This window comes from Methylobacterium guangdongense (assembly GCF_038442355.1).
GTDB lineage: Bacteria > Pseudomonadota > Alphaproteobacteria > Rhizobiales > Beijerinckiaceae > Methylobacterium > Methylobacterium guangdongense.
The window spans coordinates 417,205-435,130 of record NZ_JBBXMX010000003.1 but is presented as its reverse complement, the minus strand read 5'-3'; the positions used below and the strand labels follow the sequence as shown (position 1 = coordinate 435,130).

Sequence of the window (17,926 nt, the reverse complement as noted above, 5' to 3'; positions counted from 1 at the left end):
AGGCTCCTAAAGACCGTCGTCATTCGCCACTCCGTCGTCCGTCAGGGGTTCGGGCGCCTCCGGGGCGCCGCGGGTAAGGTCGTCGAGGCGCGCACGGTCGAGGCTGCCGGTCGTCTCCGGCGCTGCCGGCCGCGCGGCCTGGGCGGTGCCGTGCGACCCGAGCACGACGACCTTCGTGCCCGTGGGTACGCGGCGGTGCAGGTCGATCACGTCCTGGTTCAGCATGCGGATGCATCCCGATGACACCGCCTCGCCGATGCTCCACGGCTCGGTGGTGCCGTGGATGCGGTAGAGCGTGTCCTTGCCGTCCTTGAACAGGTAGAGCGCGCGGGCCCCGAGGGGATTGCGCGCGCCGCCCGGCATACCGCCGGCCCAGCGCCCGTTCCGCTCAGGGTCCCGGCGAAGCATGTCGGGGGTCGGCGTCCAGCGCGGCCAGGACGCCTTGCGGGCGACCGTCGCCTCCCCGGTGAACTCGAAGCCGGCCTTGCCCACCCCGACCCCGTAGCGCATCGCCTTGCCGCCCTCCATGACGAGGTAGAGGAAGCGCCGGTAGGGATCGACCACCAGGGTGCCGGGCGGCTGCCTGGTCGGATAGTCGACGACTTGGCGGACATTGCGGGCCTTCAGGTCGCGTGGCTCGACAGCATCGACCGGGAACGGCTCGTCGGTGATGGCCGCGTAGCGACGGACGGCATCGGCCGGAAGGCGCAGTCCCGCCTCTGCAACCGGGCCTGGGGCGCCCATCGATGCCGAGCAAGCACCTAGCGCCGCGGCGAGCGAGAGAAGCGCCGGGAGGCGCAAGACCGGCCGCATCACGAGCGGCCTCTGGCGCGCGCCTGGGCGACCGCCTGCTTGAAGCCTTCGTAGTCGAGGGCGGCCGCGACCTTCAGCGGGCCGATCAGGAAGACCGGCGTCCCCTGCAGGCCGAGTGCGTCGGCCTGGTCGAGGTTGCGCTGGAGCAGGGCGGCGATCTCACCCTGGTGGGACGTCCGGTCCGCCTCCAGGCTGGCCATGTCGACGCCCGAGGCGGACACCGCCTCCAGCATCCGCTTCTTCGGGATCTTGAGGCCAGGGATGCCCATCAGCGCGCGATGCACGTCGTCGTAGCGGCCCTGGTACCGCGCCGCGAGGGCGAGCTGGGCGCCGTAGACGGAGGCGTCGCTGAGGATCGGCCAGTCCTTGTGGACCAGGCGGATGCGACCGTCCGACTTGACCAGCCGGAGCAGGTCGGGCTCGGCCTTCTTGCAGAAGGGGCAGTTGTAATCGAGGAAGGCGACGATGGTCAGGTCGCCCTTCGGGTTGCCCGAGACCGGCGCCTCCGGGTCGTTGAGGATGGCGTTCGGGTCGATGCCCTCGGCGCGGGCGGGGCCGACGGCCAGCCGTGCGAGGGCTGCGGCGGGCAGAAGGGCGAGCAGGGTCCTGCGGTCCATGACGGTCTCCTTGGATGTGTCGGAAGGGGGATGGCTCAGGCGCCGACGAGGGCGAGGCGGCGCTTCAGGTCCTCGACCGTCAGCTCGCCCTCGGTGCGGGCCTCGCCGACCTCGGCGCCGTCGGGACGCATCAGGATGAGGGCCGGCGGGCCGACCACCTCGAAGCGGCGCATCAGGGCGCGGGTGGCGTCGTCGTCGCGCGTGATGTCGGCCCGGATGACCGAGACGGCCTTGAGCCGCTCCCGGATGCCGGCGTCCGCCAGGACGGTCCGCTCGTTGGTCCTGCAGACGGTGCACCAGTCGGCAGCGAACTCGACCAGCACCGGTTTGCCTTTGGCTCGGGCTGCAAGGAGGGCGGCCTCGAAATCCGGAACGGAGGTGACCGTGCGGGTGTCGGCGATGTGGTCAGGTCGTGACGAGCCGAGGCCGGCAAGCGGCCGCAGCGGGTCGTCCGCGCCGGTGGCGGCGCCCAGCAGGAGGAACCCCCCATAGGCGACGGCCACCGAGCCTGCCACACGACCGGCAAGTGACGGGCGACCGTTCGCGGTGATCACTGCGAGCGCCAGTCCGAGGCCGATGGCCAATGCCGCCCAGAGGAGAAGCGACAGCCCGTCCGGAAGGAGGCGCGTCACGAGCGAGGCCGCGAGAGCGAGGAAGACGAAGCCGAAAGCCTGCTTCGCCCGCACCAGCCACGGGCCGGACCGGGGCAGGATGCCGGCGCCGAACGTGCCGACGAGCATTAGCGGCGCGCCCATCCCGAGGCCGAGGGCGAAGAGGGCTAGCGCCCCGCGCAGGACGTTGCCCGTCTGGGCGACGTAGAGCAGGGCGGCCGCGAGGGGCGGCGTCACGCAGGGCCCGACGACGAGGGCCGAGCTGAAGCCGAGGAACGCGGCCCCGGCGACCGATCCCCCCTGCGCCGCCGGGGCGCCGAAGCGGTCCCGCCACCAGCGCGGCGGCTGCAGGTCGAACAGGCCGAACATCGACATGGCCAGCGCAATGAAGGCGGAGGCCATCAGGCCGAGGGCGAGCGGGGTCTGGAGGGCGACCTGCAGGTTGCGGCCGAGCCACGCCGCCGCGACGCCGAGGCTGGCATAGGCCGCCGCCATGGCGAGGACGTAGCTTCCGGACAGCGCCAGGCCCCGCCCCGGCGTGAGGCCCTGGCCCGAGCGGACGATCATGCCCGACAGGATCGGCACCATCGGCAGGACGCAGGGGGTGAACGCCAGCAGGAGGCCGAGCCCGAACATGCCCGCCAGGACGCCGACTAGGTTGCCGACGAGGAGGGCGGCCGGTCCGGCGGGGAAGACTTCCTGGCGGGGGGCGTCGGCGACCGTCGCGTCTGCCGGCTCGGCGGCGGGGGCGGCTCCGCCGGCCGGTGATGCGCCGGCGCTCGCCAGGGAGGCGAGGTCCAGCCGCTTCGTGACCGGCGGGTAGCAGATGCCCCGCTCGGCGCAGCCCTGGTAGATGACCCGAACCTCCCGCAGGCTGGCCAGCGCCGCGCCAGGCACGATGGCCTCCACTGAGTCGTGGTAGACCTCGGTCGGCCCGAAGTTCGGGTCGTCCTTGGTTTCCGCGGGCGGCGTGCTGACGGGAAGCTCCGCGCCGGCACCGGCCTCGGCGCGGATTCTGTCGCGGTAGAGATAGGTGCCGGGCGCGATGCTCCAGCGCAGGTGCAAGGCGAGATCCGCGTCGCGGGTCGCGACGAGGGTGAAAGACGTCTGCCGCGCGGCGCCCTCCTGGGACCATCCCGGCGACCAGGGCGCGGCGCCAGCCCAGACCAGGGCGGCGAGGATGAGGTGTGCGAGGGGCTTCGGCATGGGAGGGGGTCCGGATCGGCCCGCCGCGGGTCCGAAACGCAGCTTAAGCCAGGCTTAAGGCAGGCCCGCAGGATGAGGGACGGTCAGGGGGAGACACGCATGCGCATCCTCGTCGTCGAGGACGATCACATCCTCTCGGACGGGCTTAGGGCGGGGCTCGGCCTCGGCGGGGCGACGGTCGATTGCGTCGGCACCTGCGCCGATGCCGAGGCGGCGCTGGACACGAGCGCGTTCTCGGCCATCGTGCTCGACCTGATGCTCCCCGACGGCTCCGGCCTCGACGTGCTGCGCGGCCTGCGCCGGCGGAAGGACCGGACGCCCGTCGTCCTGCTCACGGCCCTCGACGCGGTGGCCGACCGGATCGCCGGCCTCGACGGCGGCGCCGACGACTATCTCGGCAAGCCCTTCGACCTCGACGAACTCTCGGCCCGCATCCGCGCGGTCGTCCGCCGCGCCTCGGGGCGGGCCGCCGCCGCCCTAGAACATGGGGGCATCCATCTCGATCCCGGCAGCCTTGCCGTCACGGTCGATGGCGTGCCGGTCGGCCTGTCCCGGCGCGAGGTCATGGTGCTGGCGGCCCTCATGGAACGCCCGGACGTGCTCCGCTCCAAGGCCGAGTTGGAGGAACGCCTCTACGGCTGGCAGGAGGAGGTCGAGAGCAACGCCGTCGAGGTCCACGTGCACAACCTGCGCGCCAAGATCGGCAAGCAGGCCATCGAGACCGTGCGCGGCCTCGGCTACCGGATGAGGGCGCCGGCATGACATCCCTGCGCGTCAGGCTCTTCGCGATCCTGCTCCTCGCGACCGGGCTGATCTGGCTCAGCGCGGTCGCCTGGATCTACCTCGGCTCGAAGCGCCAAGTGGAGCAGGTCCTCGACAATCGCCTGCAGGAAGCCGCGCGCATGGTCGGCTCCCTCGTGGGCGCGGTGGGCGGTACGGCCCCCGACGGAACACCGTCCACCTTCCCGGCGCCGACGGCCTACGAGCGACAGCTCTCCTGCCAGATCTGGTCCCTCGACGGGCGCATGGTCGCGCGGTCGAGCGGGGCCCCGGAGCGGCGCCTGACCGATGCGCCAGCCGGCTTCTCCGAGCGCGAGGTCGACGGCGAGACCTGGCGGGTGTTCACGGTCGAGGATGCCGAGAAGGGCGTGCGCGTGATGGTCGGCGACCGCCTGGGCCTGCGTGAGCGCCTCGTCACGGACCTCATCATGGGCCTCGTCACGCCCGCGCTCCTCGTCGTGCCGTTCCTCGGGATGCTGATCTGGGCGAGCCTCGGGCGGGGCCTGCGCCCCCTGCGCCGGATGGCCCGCGACCTCGCGGGCCGCGACGCGGACGACATGAGCGCCATCGACGCCGGGCGGGCGCCCGCGGAGGTCCGGCCGCTGGCCGACGCCCTGAACGGCCTGTTCCTCAAGGTCGAGGCGGCGCGCCGGCACGAACGAGAGGTGACGGCCTTCGCCGCGCACGAGCTGCGCACACCGCTGGCCGGGCTGAAGACCCAGGCCCAGGTCGCGATGGCTACCACCGACCCGGACGTGGCCAAGGCGGCTTTGCGCCAGATCCTTGCGGCCGTGGACCGCACCACCCGCCTCGTCCGGCAATTGCTGGACGCGGCCCGGCTCGACGCGGCCGGAGAGATGCCGGCCCTGGTCGAGGTCGATGTTGGGGCGCTTGTGGCCGAGACCGTCGACGGGATGCGGGTGTCGCCGGGGGTCCGCACCCTGATCGACCCGGTGCTGCGCGGCTACACCCTGCGGGCCGATCCCGAAAGCCTGCGCTTGGCGGTGCGAAACCTGCACGAGAACGCCGTGCAGCACATGGAGGCCGGCACTGTGGAATGGCTGGCGCGTCCCGGTGGAGAGGGCGTCCTCGTGCGCGATGAGGGGCCCGGGATTCCAGCCGAGGAACTGCCCCACGTCACGACGCGCTTCTTCCGCGGGCGCCACAAGAGCGCGACTGGGAGCGGTCTCGGCCTCGCCATCGCCGAGATGGCGTCCCGCCGGAGCGGGCTGAGCCTCAGGCTGCGCAACCGGCAGGACCGCCCGGGGCTTGAGGCGGAGATCGTCCGCGCCTGACGCGGTCAGCCGAGTTCCGGGCAGAAGATGTCCTTGAGCGTCGCAAGCACGCGAGCGGCGCGGGGATCCTCAAGCCGGTAGTGGAGCGTCTGGCTCTCGCGGCGGTAGGCGACCAACCCGTCCTCGCGGAGCTTGGCGAGATGCTGCGACAGGGCCGATTGGCTGAGCTCGACCGCTTCGGCGAGGCTCGTCACGTCCATCTCGCCACGAGCGACCAGCAGGCACAGGATCATCAGGCGTTTCTCGTTGGCGAGGAGGCGAAGCAGGCGCGCCGCGTCGGCCGCTTTGTCCTGCAGGTGTATCAGGTCGGTAGGCGTAGCGGCGTCCATCAGTCCGTGTCTCAGAATGCCACGCCTATCTAATTAGGCGATCCTAATATAAAGTCACTGGAGGAGCCGAGGTTGGTCTGAACGCGTCTTCGCTAACAACCGACCCGGACGTCGTCGCACATGCCCACGCGGACCTCGACACGTCTCATTCCGATGTGTGGGGGGATCGCTTGCGGCAGGCACGAGCGTGCCTTCGTCATCGACGCCCCGTTTTGGCAATGGCCTTTCAGGGCGGGTTGGGAACTACACGTCGAGCGATGGAAAATTCATCTCCATTAGTTGATCGATTGCTGTACATCCACTTTAGATGATCTGCCAGCGGTCAATATAACTGCTTCGCGCCAAATCATTCCAAATTAAAATGCGGTGTGATATGGTTGTTGTGGCCCTGGCGGTTGTGGGCGATGCTTTCGGCCACCTTTGCGGATCTAATTGTGATCTTCGCCAAGTTGGCATCGAGAGCATCAATTCCGACTTCGCCACCTTCTTCCGCGCGGCCGTCATACTCCTCGCCCTCAGTGCCATCCTGATGGGCACGGGCCAGTGGCAACCGGTCGGGTCGGTCTCGGCTAGGACCTAACTGTTCCTGGTGCTGTCGGGCCTCGCGACCGGTGGCTCATGGATCTGCTACTTCCGCGCCCTCAAACCCGGCGAGGCCAGTCGCATCGCCCCGGTCGATAAGCTCAGCGTCGTGCTGGTGGCCATCTTCGGGGTCGTCCTCCTCGGCGAATGTCTATTTGCGCCGAATTGGCTCGGTGTTGCCTTGATTGCCGCCGGGGCGGCGTTGGTAGCCTATCGAGGATGATGCCTGGGGGCGAGTAGGCGTTGTCGCGCCTCTTGGTGCAACGGCTCGAACCGGGACGAACCGACCGATGCGCGTGCTGTTGATCGAGGACGACCGGATGATCGGCGAAGGGCTGTCGCGGGGCCTCGCGGCCGAGGGCTATTCCGTCGATTGGGTGCGCGACGGCGCCGCCGCCGAGACCGCCTTGCTCAACGGTGGCCATACGCTCGCACTGCTCGACCTCGGCCTGCCGGGCAGGGACGGACTCCGGGTCCTTCGATCCGCCCGGGCGGCCGGGATAGACACCTCGGTCCTTATCATCACGGCGCGGGATGGCCTCGAAAGCCGCGTCGCCGGGCTCGACCTGGGGGCGGACGACTACTTGGTGAAGCCGTTCGAGATGCGCGAGCTGCTCGCCCGGATGCGGGCCATCCTGCGCCGCCAAGCCGGGCGGGCGAGCGCGCGGCTCGTGGCCGCCGAGACCGAACTCGACCCGGAGAGCCACGTCCTGTCCCACGCCGGTACCGTCGCGGTCCTGTCGGCGCGCGAATACGCCCTCATGTACGCGCTCATGGAGCGACCGGGGCGCATCCTCTCGCGGGCGCAGATCGAGGAGCGCATCTACGGGTGGGGCGAGGAGGTCGAGAGCAACGCCGTGGACGCGATCATCCTCACGATCCGCCGCAAGGTCGGAAAGGGCGTGATCCTCAACGTCCGCGGCGCAGGTTGGATGGTGCCCAAGCCATGAGGGCCGCCTCCTTGCGCCGCACGACGCTCGGCTGGATGACCGCCCTGCTCGCCGGAATCGGCTTAGCCGCGATGGTCGCGGCCTATGCCCTCGCGCGGATCGAGGCGGCCGATTTCCTCGACGGGCAGTTGCGGCAGGTCGCCCTCAACGCGGGTCCCGGGCTCCCGGACGCGGACGCGCCGCCCGCCGCCGACCGGGACCCGGAGGACCAACTCGCCGTCACCATCTGGAAGGACGGGCAAGTCCTGCGCGGCGACCGCGGCGTCGACGTCCGCCACCCCGGCCGCACGGGATACGCGAACATCGTCATGGGCGGCGAGCTCTGGCGCACCTACACGACCGCCAACGGCACCACGACGGTCCGGGTCGCCCAGCGCGACGTCGTGAGGGCCGAATTCGCGCGCAATGCGGCGCTCGGCGCCGTGGCCCCCTTGCTGCTCCTCGTCCCGCTGTCGTGGATCGTCGTCGGCTGGGCGATGAACCGGGCGCTCGGGCGGCTCGACGGCTTGGTGCATGACCTCGCCGGTCGCGGCGCCGCAGCCCAAGGGCCCCTGCCGACGCGCGGCGTGCCGACGGAACTCGTGCCGCTGGTCGAGGCCATGAACGGGCTCATCCTGCGCCTGCAGGCCGCCCTCGCCGCCCAGAAGCGGTTCGTCGCCGACGCCGCGCACGAGCTGCGTACGCCTCTGGCAGCGATGCAAATCCAGATCGACTCCCTCCAAGGGGAGCGTGACGACCGAGGCGAAGCGCTCGCAGGTGGCGTCCGGCGGGCGAACCGGCTCGTGGAACAGCTGCTCCGTCTAGCCCGGCTCGACGACGGTGCCGAGGCCCGTCCTGCATCCGTGGACCTCGGCCAACTCCTGCTCGACTGCGTCGCCGATTACGTCGTGCTCGCCCAGCGTAAGGACATCGACCTGGGTGTGCATGTCGAGGCGCCCGCGACGCTCCGCGGGTCGGAGGACGAGGTCCGCGTCCTGTTCGCAAACTTGGTCGACAACGCCTTGCGCTACACGCCGCCGGGCGGGCAGGTCGACGTCCGCTTGATGAACCGGGACGGTGCGTGCGTCGTCACGGTTCTGGACACCGGCTGCGGGCTGCCACCCGGAAGCGAGGGCCGCCTCTTCGACCGCTTCTTTCGGGCCGCGCCGCCGGACATCGAAGGCACGGGGCTCGGGCTCGCCATCGCCCGCCGCATCGCGGAGCGTAACGGCCTCGGCCTGACGGTCGAAAACCGGCGGGACGGGCGGGGAACCCTCGCAACGGTCAGACTGCCTGTCTAAGGCCGAGCCCGCGGCTCCTCCGGACGAAGCTCATTCTGTCCTCATTCTGGCTCGCTATCACCGAGCCCGACCACGACGGACGGGAGACGGGAATGAGCGAGATCCAGCGCCAGATCCTGAACAAGGTACCGGAAGTCACCGCGGCCTTCTGGGTGATCAAGATACTCTCCACGACCGTCGGCGAGACCGGCGCGGACTATCTCGCGATGAACGTCGGCCTGGGTGCCGCCGTCACCGCAATCCTCACGGCCGGCCTCCTCGCGGCCGTCCTCGCCCTGCAGGTGCGCGAGCGGCGCTACGTGCCCTGGACCTATTGGTCGACCGTCGTCCTCGTCAGCGTGGTCGGCACGCAGGTCACCGACATCCTGACCGACAAGCTCGGCGTGAGCCTCTTCGTCGGCACCGGCGTGTTCGCGGCCGCCCTCGCCGCCGTGTTCGCCCTCTGGTACGCGACCGAGCGGACGCTCTCGATCCACGCCATCGCGACCCGGCGCCGCGAGGCGTTCTACTGGCTCGCCATACTCCTGACCTTCGCGCTCGGCACGGCCGCGGGCGACTTGGCCACGGAGGCGCTCGGGCTCGGCTTCAATCTCGGCGTCGCCGTCTTCGGCACGATCCTGGCCGCCCTCGCCCTCGCCTGGCGCCTCGGCGCGAACCCGGTGACGACCTTCTGGCTCGCCTACATCGTCACGCGCCCCCTCGGCGCATCGCTGGGCGATCTGTTGTCGCAGGCACGGGAATACGGCGGCCTCGGCTTCGGCACGGCCTCCACCAGCCTCGTCTTCCTCGTCGTCATCGTCGTCCTGGTGACGTCCCTGAGCCTTGTCCCCGTTTGCCCGGGCGAGCTGGCCGGACAGCGGCGGGCCTGACCGTCCGCCGCCTCCCCATCCTCCAGTCCTTCCAACGCCGCGCGACACGGAACCACCGGCCATGCGAAAAATCCTCCTCGCCGCCATCGCCGCGACGGTCATCGGCGCCACGGCCGCCCCCCTGGGCCTGCTGGCGATGCAGGATGCCGCCGTAGGAGCGACGCCCACCATGATGGCGGCTTCGAAGCTCGGCGACCTCTCCAAGTTCCGGACCATCGTCGTCGACGTGAAGGCGATGACCGACCGGGGCGACCTCGCCGCCGCCAAGACGCGCATCAAGGACCTGGAACTGTCCTGGGACGCGTCCGAGGCCGGACTGAAGCCGCGAGCCGCCGCCGACTGGCACGTGGTGGACAAGGCCATCGACCGCGCCCTCGACGCGCTGCGAGCGTCGAACCCCGATCCGGCCGCCTGCCGTCGCGCGGTCGACGACCTGCTCGCCATCATCGACCAGGCCCACACCGCTTGAAGCAGCCCTCGCTTTCCCACGGCAGCCCGATGCAGCAGACCGAGCGACCCGGACACGTCGAACCCGCCAAGGTGCCCGAAGCCACAGCCGGGTTCTGGGCCATCAAGATCGTGGCCACGACCCTGGGCGAGGTCGGCGGCAACGCCGTCACGTTGACGCTCGGCCTCGGCTATCTCGCCGGCACGGCGATCTTCGGGGCCGCCCTGGCGGTGCTGCTCGCCGCACAGGTCAGGGCGGACCGCTTCCAGCCGCTCCTGTACTGGGCCGTGGTCACCGCGACGACGCTCGCAGGCACGACCCTCGCCGACTTCTGCGACAGGTCCCTCGGCATCGGCTACGCGGGCGGGTCCCTGGTGCTGCTCGGATCGGTCGTCGCGACCCTGATTCTGTGGAAGCGCACGCTCGGCACGGTCGCCGTGGAGACGGTGCGATCCCCGCGGGCCGAAGGTTTCTACTGGGCCACGGTCATGTTCTCCCAGACGCTCGGCACCGCGTTGGGCGACTGGATGGCCGACGGCAGCGGGCTCGGGTACAACGGGAGCGCGCTCCTCATCCTCGCCGCGCTGGCCGTGGTCACGGCCCTCCATCTGCGAACGCGCGTTCCCAGGCCGATGCTGTTCTGGACGGCGTTCGTCCTGACGCGGCCGCTCGGCGCAACCCTTGCCAACTCCCTCGACAAGCCGGTCGCTTCCGGTGGTCTGGGCATCGACGACATCACGATCTCCGGCGTGCTCGCGCTCGTCATGGTTGGGCTCGTCCTCCTCATCCCGCAGCGTGCCGGTCGCCGGGCGGCCTGCGCCGACGCGCCGTGAGGTTTCCCCTCGAAGAAGGAGCAGGTCCGATGGACGACCGTCACGAACGCACTTTGAGCAAGGTACCCGAGGTCACGCTGGGCTTCTGGACCATCAAGATCCTGGCCACCACGCTCGGGGAGACCGGCGGCGACACCGTGACCATGACCCTCGATTGGGGCTACCTCGCCGGCACCGCCCTGTTCGCCGTGCTGCTGGTCGGGCTCGTGGTCGCCCAGATCATGTCGAGGCGGTTCCACCCGGCCCTGTACTGGGCGACCATCGTCGCCTCGACCACCTTCGGTACGACGATGGCGGACTTCGCCGACCGGTCGCTCGGCATCGGGTACACCGGCGGATCGACCCTCCTACTCGCCTGCCTCGCGGCCGTGCTCGGGCTCTGGTACGCGACCGAGGGGACCGTGTCGGTGGACACGGTGTCGACCCCGCGGGTCGAGGCGTTCTATTGGGGGGCGATCACCTTCTCGCAGACGTTGGGCACCGCGCTCGGCGACTGGCTCGCGGACACCGGCGGCCTCGGCTACGAGGGCGGGGCCCTCGTCTTCGCTGCGGCCCTGGCGGTCGTCGTCTTCCTCTACTACCGGACGCGGGTCTCGCGGGTCGGCCTGTTCTGGGCCGCGTTCATCCTCACCCGCCCCCTGGGCGCGACGGTCGGCGACTTCCTGGACAAGCCGGCCAGCGCCGGCGGCATGCACCTCAGCCGGCCCCTGGCCTCTGCGGTGATCGCGGCTTTCATCGTCGCGCTGATCGTCCTCCTTCCCCAGAGGGCGGGGCGGCATCCGGGAGAGGGCGTACAGGCGTCGCGATGACCCGAAAATTTCCGTGTGGGCGCCGAACGGCCGGGGATCTCTGCGACCGCCAGCGCGCCCGTGGGGTCGGCTCCACGAAACACCTCCGTGATTCAGCGCAGGACCGCCCGTTCGGAAAGGTGAAACACGCTCCAAACCGTCGGCGCGGCGGGAGACAACCTGAGATGGCTACTTCACAGGCCTGCGCCGCCGTGTCATCTCCGCGGCGTTCCAGCAGTTCGACCGTGACCACGGCATTCCAAGAGTCGACCCCCAATGCCCGATGCAGCGACGACCGGACGTTTGCCAACCGCGGCCGGCCCGCGCCCGGGCGAGACGAGCCAGAGCCTGCTCCGGAGCTTTCGCGCGAACGAGCTCTTCATCGCGGTCGTCGGACCGGGAGGTTCCGGGGCAGGCCGGGCCGCCCAGATCGTCAAGGAATTCCTCGAAACGCAGTCGGTCGGGGACGGCGGATACGAGGTCCGCATCGTCAAGGCGAGCGCTGAGATCAAGGCTTGGGCCAGGAACAACGGCCGCGACCTCGGTCCGGCCGGCGGTCGCAAGACGCTCGCCGGCGTGGTTCACATGCAGGACCTGGGCGACGCGATGCGGCTCGCGTTCGGCGACAACGCCGCGGTCGCACGCGCCGTCGTCGCGCGCATCCGGGCCCTCCGCGCCGAGGCGAGCGGCAGGCCGGAGGGCGAGATCGACGGCAAGCCCCGTGCCTACATCATCGATTCCCTGCGCCACCCCGCGGAGGCGCACCTCCTCCGCAGGATCTACCAGGACGCCTTCACGCTCGTCGGCGTCGTGTGCGACGACGATGCCCGCCACGGCCGGCTGACCCGTGAGCTGTTCGACTTCAATGACAGGGGCCGGCAGGAGACGCGCCGCGCCGTCACGGCCTTCATGGATCGCGACGGCGATGCGCCGGAGAGCCACGGCCAGCACGTGGTCGACACCTTCCACGAGGCGGATTTCTTCGTCGACAACTCGAAGGATGCCGGCGACGATCCGAAGAACACCGGGATGAACGAGCCGCTGCGGCGCTTGGTGCGGATCCTGACGGCGTCGGACGTCATCCGACCGAACGTCGCCGAGACGGCGATGCATCAGGCACATTCGGCCCAGCTGAGGAGCGCGTGCCTGTCGCGGCAGGTCGGGGCGGCGCTCGTGGACGCGAAGGGGAACATCGTCGCGACCGGCACCAACGACGTGCCCAGGGCGGGCGGGGGGCTTTACGGGACCGATCTCGACGGGGAGGCCTCCGACCATCGCTGCGCGTTCCGGCCGGACAAGTTCTGCAGCAGCAACCGCGAGCAGAACGAGATCATCGGCGAACTCATCGACAAGTACCCCGCCCTGGCCGAGGGTCGGGAGAAGAGCCAAGCGGTGGCCGAGCTTCGGCGCACGAAGATCGGCGGCCTGATCGAGTTCAGCCGGGCGGTCCACGCGGAGATGGACGCGATCCTGACCGCCGCCCGGACCGGCACCTCGCCGAGGGGGTGCCGGCTCTATGTCAGCACGTTCCCCTGCCATTACTGCGCCCGACATATCGTCGCCGCCGGTATCGACGAGGTCCAGTACATCGAGCCCTACCCAAAGAGCCGTGCGATCAGCCTTCATTGCGACGCCATCACGACGGGTGTGGACGGCTGGGAACCGCCCTCGGGCGTACAGGGTTCGGGATCTGTCGGCCCAGCACGGCCCGGTGTCGCGGCCCCCGCGGCCAATGCCAAGGTCCTGTTCCACCCGTTCGTCGGGGTCGCACCGAGGATGTATGCCCGCGCGTTCCTGAAGGACCGTGACTACAAGGACAAGCTGACCGGGGATTATCGGGTCGGCGAGCCGGTTTGGGGTGGTCACTCAGAAGCGCTGCGGGTACATTATCTGGATCTCGAATCGGGCTTGGGAGCGCTGCAAGCGTGAGCAAACCACTCCTCCGCCTCGTCGAGACAACGTCCTGGGAAACCGAGGGTTTTCCCGGGCCGTCCGCGCCGGTGCGGCAGCTCTCGCTCTTCGACCATCGTCCCGTTCGCCGGATCTCGTGCCTGCCCATGGCCGACGTCCACGGCGTGACGTTCACGCGCGCGGTTTCCATGAGCCGGCACGCGCTTGTGGTCGACGCCCGGCTCTACCCTTACTTCGACCTTCCCGGGCTGAGCAGGCCGTCGGTCTTCCGCCTTTTCGACGATCTGTCGTGCCTTTACGTGCACGCGCCGATCGACCTGCGTCCGCCCAGGGACCAGTCGGCCCGGTGGCATCGGCGGCAATCCGTGCGGGAGGCGATGGCGCGCGTCGTCGGCCAGGACGGCGCCCCGGGTCGGTCGTCGACCATCGTGTTGGTCAACCGCATCCCCGAGGTCGATGTCCTCGACGAGACCCTGCGCGGCGTTGTCGGCGACGGGGAACATGTCTGGAAGGTCCAGCCTCACGACGCGCTCGTCCTCACCGGAAACGGCGGATGAGCTGACCCAGGCGCCCCGAAACGCGCCGGACGGATCGTCGAGGCGATGCCGGTGCCGTCGCCCGGTCCGCCGACTTTCGACGCCCTCATGTGGGTGACGACCGGGAGCGGTACCGCAGCCCTGCCGCCCCATCGACGCAGCCATGGTTGGGACGGGACTGGGCGGGGCCAGCGGTTCGGCACATCCCGACCAACTCGCGACGCGGTCGCCTTTTCAAGCAATAAGTCGGGCTTGACCGGGACCCGCCAGGGCCGAATTGCGAGTTCCCTCAACGCCCACTCAATGAGCCAAAGGTCCACGTAAAAGATCCTTCGACTTTGTTCGCTCAGCGATTTAGACGGCATAGGGTGTGGACGGCCGCGTGGCAGGACGGATGCGGCTCGTCTCGACGCGGCGACCGCGTATAGTGCGACATGGCTTTCCGTCCCGGCGAAAGGGTTCGTCCGCAGCTCGCCCTGAACGCGATCCGCGTCCTCACGCCTCCGGGAACGATCCCGGCTTCGGTGGTCCAGTTCGACCGCGCGCTGCTCCACGCCTATCTCGACCGGCCGGAGAACGACGTGTTCGCGACGCGGCACGGCGAGACGGACATGGCTGTGGTGCCCCTTACCTCCGGGGCGAACCTCCCGACGGACAGGATGGGACTGCCCGCGGCCGAGCACCTGCGGCTCGTGTCGGCGCTGACCCGCGAGGCGGTCTTCCGTTTGCTCGCGGCTTCCCCGGAGGCAGACCTCCTGATCCGCAGGAGGCCGCCGACCGTCGCCGGCAAGCGGGAGAACGTCCTCGCGGAGGACATCGGCCTGCCCGATTGGCTGAAGAAGCGGCTCGTCCTGGAGTTCGACACGCGCATCCTGCAGCCGCCCCGGGGCGACGCATACGTCGTCCTGACCTGCTCGAAGCGGCTGCGCACGACCATCGACGCGTCTTGCCGGACGCTTCTCGAACTCGGCGTGCCGCTGACCGGTGCGGCGGTCTCGTCCTGGCGCGAGGATCCCGACCCGAAGGTATCGCGGCGGCTCGCATACGCCGGCCGTGTCGTCGAGGTCGGGCAGGATACGCTGACGCTGGACGATCACGGGGCGGGCCCCTCGGTGGTGTCGAGCGAAGACGTCTTCCTCGAACCCACGCGAGCCAACTTCAACAAGGTGGTCGAGGTGATCACGCAGGGGAACTCCGAGCGTGCTTTCAAGGCAGTCCAGAAGGCCGAGGCGGAGTGGCATGGCGGCCGGCGGACCATCGAGATCGTTCACGGGGTGCTCAACCAGCTTGGGAACCGGTCGATGGTTTTGGCCGACGGCGTCCCGCTCCGCCTCGGAGGACTGATCGACCAGGCCGTCGACTCGGACGCCTTCCCGCCCGCCGAGGCCGTCTGGAGGCCGAAGCTGTCGTTCGACCCGGTCCATTCGCCAGAGACCTCGAACAGCTGGAAACAGCAGAGCCTGGACCGTACCGGACCGTTCGACCGGCAGACGTTCGAGACGAAGCGGCCGCGCATCGCGGTCGTTCACCAGGCCGGCCGTCGCGAAGAGGTCGCCGCGGCCATGCGGGATTTCCTGCACGGCAGGCCCGACATCGCGAGCGACACGGGCCTCGTCCCCCACGGCAGCGGGCTGCTCGGCCGGTTCAGGCTGCACGAGCCCGAGGTCCGTTACTTCGAGGCCGCCGGCCGTGGCGGCCCGGCCTATGCCGACGCCGCGCGGTCCGCCCTCAGGGACGCGGCGTCGCGCGACGAGCCTTGGGACCTCGCCATGGTGCAGGTGGAGCGGGCCTGGCAAGACCGGCCGCACGCCGATAGCCCGTACTGGATGAGCAAGGCGACGTTCCTCAAGCGGGACGTGCCCGTCCAGGCGCTCTCGACCGAGATGCTGGGCCTCGACGCGTTCGGCTACGCGAACGCGCTGGCCAACATGAGCCTGGCGACCTACGCGAAGCTCGGCGGAGCCCCCTGGCTGCTATTCGCGCGGTCGCCGACCGATCACGAACTCGTCGTTGGGCTCGGGTCGCACACGGTCAAGGAAGGCCGTCGCGGAGCGGGCGAGCGGTTCGTCGGCATCGCGACGGTCTTCTCCAGCCAAGGCCACTACTTCTTGGACGCCCGGACCGCGGCCGTGCCGTTCGAGGCCTACCCGGCCGCGTTGAGCGACAGCATCGTCGACGCCATCAAGCGCATCGGCCGGGAGGAGGCGTGGCGTCCGGGCGAAGCGGTCAGGCTCGTCTTCCACGCGTTCACGCAACTCAGCCGAGAGACGGTCCAGGCCGTCGAGAGGGCGGTCGCCGGGATCGGCGCGACAAACGTGAGCTTCGCGTTCCTGCACGTCGTCGAAGATCATCCGTTCACGATGTTCGACCGCGCCTGGCCCGACGGAAAGGCGACGTTCGCCCCGGAGCGGGGGCAAGCGCTGCGGTTGAGCGAGAGGGAATGGCTCCTGACGCTGACGGGGCGTAGGGAGGTGAAGTCGGCCTCGCACGGCCTGCCCGGCCCGGTGCTCCTCCGCCTCCACGACAGCTCGACCTATCGGGACATGCCGGTCCTCGTGCGCCAGGCGTCGGATTTCGCGTTCCATTCCTGGCGCTCGTTCGGGCCGTCCGGCCTGCCCATCCCGCTCGTCTACGCCGACGAGATCGCCAAGCAGCTGTCGGGCCTGGAGCGGACCCCCGGTTGGGACACGGATGCCGCCGAGGGCGGCCGCGTCATGAGGAAGCCGTGGTTCCTCTGAGCGACGGGCCCGGTATCGCCGACATCCGAGCCGGCCTCGCCTCCGCCGCCCGCGGAGCCGACGCGTCCCCCCTCGCGCAAGCCTTTCGGGCCTGGGTCCTCGGGGTTGCGGGTCCGATGGGGGATCTCGCCGCAAAAGCCGCGATGGCGTTCGAGTTGCCCGGCGGTCGCTCCGCCTGGCACGTCGCGATCGTCGGCTACGCCGCGACCGACCCACGCTTTGCCGAAGCGTTCTCCGAGATGTTTCGCGAAGGGGTCGGGTGGCTCGGCAACCGGACCTGGTTCAGGCCGCACCTGCCGCCGACCCTGGAGGCCGACGGCCTGTCCGCCCTCGGCCTCGCGCTGGGCGTGCACCGCTTGCTCGACCGCCGAGAGGCCGAATGGCTCGGCGTGCTGGTCGTGCGAGGCGCCTCGGCCGCGGGGCTCTCGGAATTCAACCGTTCTTTGATGGTCGCGGCGGCGCACATCCTCGAAGCGCCGGCCCGCCGCGACCTCGCGGCGATGCTCCCGGAGGCGAGGGTCGCGCTCGCGGACCTCGGCGTCGTTCCGGCCGACCCGGAATGCGGGCAGCCAGCTTGGCGCAATGCGTTGCGCTACGAACTCGGCGCGGGCGACCAAGCGCAGGCTTCGCTGACGCTCCGGGCATTCGATGCCCTGTGCGAGACCAACATGCCGGCCCGCCTCGGGCGTCTCGAACCGGAGGACGTCCTGCGTGTGCTTCAGGGCGTCGAGCGGTCGCTGAGGCTCTGGACCTTTGAGGAGCGACCGCGCACGCCCCGGTCGCCGATGGTCCGGTGGGACATCGAGAACGAATACCACGTCCAGAACTTGCTTTGGGCAACCCTGGCGCCGCTCTTCCCGGATCTGAACGCGGAGGAATATACGCCCCCGGTGGGACACAAGAACCCACGTATGGACCTGACGGTGCCGAGCCTGGGCTTGGTGATCGAGGTGAAGTTCGTCCGCCCCGGCGTGTCATTCGCGAAGATCGTCGAGGAAATCGCGGCCGACGAGGCGCTCTACCGCGTCGATCCGAAATGGCGTGTCCTGATCCCGTTCGTATGGGACGATTCGTTCCGCACGGAGGAGCACCCGAAGCTGATCGAGGGTCTCCGCAAACTGGAGATGGTCCACGACGCGGTCGTTGTCCCGCGCCCAGGCAAGATGGCGAGGGAAGCCCCGACCCGCGCGCGTTCCGGGAAGACGGGAGCCGGTCGGTCTCCGCATTCGGAAGCCTCCTAGACCGCGCGCGCCCATTCGCCATTGGTTCCGGATGAGGTCGACTCACTCAGTGAGACCCGGGAAACGGAATAGGGGTGCCACATGGTCTTGTGGTGAGAG

16 protein-coding genes and 1 pseudogene are annotated in these 17,926 nt (G+C 69.8%); 13 read left to right on the top strand and 4 right to left on the bottom strand.

Annotation, left to right across the window (positions count from 1 at the left end; genetic code table 11):
• Nucleotides 1-6: 6 nt before the first annotated feature.
• Genes AAHG09_RS09160 through dsbD form a run of 3 tightly spaced genes read right to left on the bottom strand, consistent with a single transcriptional unit; the run spans nt 7 to nt 3,247 of the window.
• On the bottom strand, nt 7-813 hold the full coding sequence (locus tag AAHG09_RS09160) for a L,D-transpeptidase (protein WP_010682485.1): 807 nt from the start codon (nt 811-813) through the stop codon (nt 7-9).
• Nucleotides 813-1,430: a DsbA family protein gene (locus AAHG09_RS09155; RefSeq protein WP_010682486.1), complete on the bottom strand. Its 618-nt coding sequence runs from the start codon at nt 1,428-1,430 to the stop codon at nt 813-815. The genes AAHG09_RS09160 and AAHG09_RS09155 overlap by 1 nt, the downstream gene beginning before the upstream one ends.
• A 35-nt stretch (nt 1,431-1,465) precedes the next feature.
• Nucleotides 1,466-3,247 (bottom strand): protein-disulfide reductase DsbD, encoded by a 1,782-nt coding sequence (gene dsbD / locus AAHG09_RS09150; RefSeq protein WP_342106763.1) that lies wholly within the window; start codon nt 3,245-3,247, stop codon nt 1,466-1,468.
• A gap of 99 nt (nt 3,248-3,346) precedes the next feature.
• On the opposite strand from dsbD, the gene AAHG09_RS09145 reads away from it, so the two are divergent.
• Complete coding sequence (locus AAHG09_RS09145) at nt 3,347-4,009, top strand: response regulator (RefSeq protein WP_010682488.1); 663 nt, start codon at nt 3,347-3,349, stop codon at nt 4,007-4,009.
• The gene (locus AAHG09_RS09140; protein WP_010682489.1) at nt 4,006-5,322 is read left to right on the top strand and encodes an ATP-binding protein; all 1,317 of its coding nucleotides are present in this window, start codon (nt 4,006-4,008) and stop codon (nt 5,320-5,322) included. Before AAHG09_RS09145 ends, AAHG09_RS09140 begins: the two co-directional genes overlap by 4 nt.
• Nucleotides 5,323-5,327: 5 nt before the next feature.
• On the opposite strand, the gene AAHG09_RS09135 is transcribed toward AAHG09_RS09140, so the two are convergent.
• The gene (locus AAHG09_RS09135) at nt 5,328-5,651 is read right to left on the bottom strand and encodes an ArsR/SmtB family transcription factor (RefSeq protein ID WP_010682490.1); all 324 of its coding nucleotides are present in this window, start codon (nt 5,649-5,651) and stop codon (nt 5,328-5,330) included.
• Nucleotides 5,652-6,055: 404 nt separating this feature from the next.
• Here AAHG09_RS09135 and AAHG09_RS09130 point away from each other — a divergent pair.
• The 11 genes and pseudogenes from AAHG09_RS09130 (at nt 6,056) to AAHG09_RS09080 (ending at nt 17,827) form a co-directional block, all read left to right on the top strand.
• Nucleotides 6,056-6,456 (top strand): annotated as a pseudogene (locus AAHG09_RS09130) (EamA family transporter).
• A 67-nt stretch (nt 6,457-6,523) separates the two neighbouring features.
• The gene (locus tag AAHG09_RS09125) at nt 6,524-7,183 is read left to right on the top strand and encodes a response regulator transcription factor (protein WP_010682491.1); all 660 of its coding nucleotides are present in this window, start codon (nt 6,524-6,526) and stop codon (nt 7,181-7,183) included.
• A 35-nt stretch (nt 7,184-7,218) separates the two neighbouring features.
• Nucleotides 7,219-8,463, top strand: coding sequence for a sensor histidine kinase (locus AAHG09_RS09120; RefSeq protein WP_342106758.1), 1,245 nt, complete (start codon nt 7,219-7,221; stop codon nt 8,461-8,463).
• Between the two features lie 92 nt (nt 8,464-8,555).
• Nucleotides 8,556-9,332, top strand: a complete 777-nt coding sequence (locus AAHG09_RS09115; protein WP_010682493.1) for a COG4705 family protein — start codon at nt 8,556-8,558, stop codon at nt 9,330-9,332.
• A 61-nt stretch (nt 9,333-9,393) separates the two neighbouring features.
• Nucleotides 9,394-9,801, top strand: a complete 408-nt coding sequence (locus AAHG09_RS09110; RefSeq protein ID WP_010682494.1) for a hypothetical protein — start codon at nt 9,394-9,396, stop codon at nt 9,799-9,801.
• A 29-nt stretch (nt 9,802-9,830) separates the two neighbouring features.
• Nucleotides 9,831-10,613, top strand: coding sequence for a COG4705 family protein (locus tag AAHG09_RS09105; RefSeq protein WP_010682495.1), 783 nt, complete (start codon nt 9,831-9,833; stop codon nt 10,611-10,613).
• Nucleotides 10,614-10,642: 29 nt separating this feature from the next.
• A complete protein-coding gene (locus AAHG09_RS09100; protein ID WP_010682496.1) occupies nt 10,643-11,422 on the top strand; it encodes a COG4705 family protein in 780 nt (259 codons plus the stop codon).
• 255 nt (nt 11,423-11,677) lie between these two features.
• Nucleotides 11,678-13,330 carry an anti-phage dCTP deaminase gene (locus AAHG09_RS09095; RefSeq protein ID WP_010682497.1) on the top strand — a complete coding sequence of 551 codons (1,653 nt, stop codon included), beginning with the start codon at nt 11,678-11,680 and terminating at the stop codon, nt 13,328-13,330.
• A complete protein-coding gene (locus tag AAHG09_RS09090) occupies nt 13,327-13,869 on the top strand; it encodes a hypothetical protein (RefSeq protein ID WP_127991789.1) in 543 nt (180 codons plus the stop codon). Before AAHG09_RS09095 ends, AAHG09_RS09090 begins: the two co-directional genes overlap by 4 nt.
• Nucleotides 13,870-14,282: 413 nt before the next feature.
• Entirely contained in the window at nt 14,283-16,586 is a 2,304-nt protein-coding gene (locus AAHG09_RS09085; RefSeq protein ID WP_010682499.1) for an argonaute/piwi family protein, read from the top strand.
• A complete protein-coding gene (locus AAHG09_RS09080; RefSeq protein ID WP_010682500.1) occupies nt 16,574-17,827 on the top strand; it encodes a PD-(D/E)XK nuclease domain-containing protein in 1,254 nt (417 codons plus the stop codon). Before AAHG09_RS09085 ends, AAHG09_RS09080 begins: the two co-directional genes overlap by 13 nt.
• The last annotated feature ends 99 nt before the right edge of the window (nt 17,828-17,926 follow it).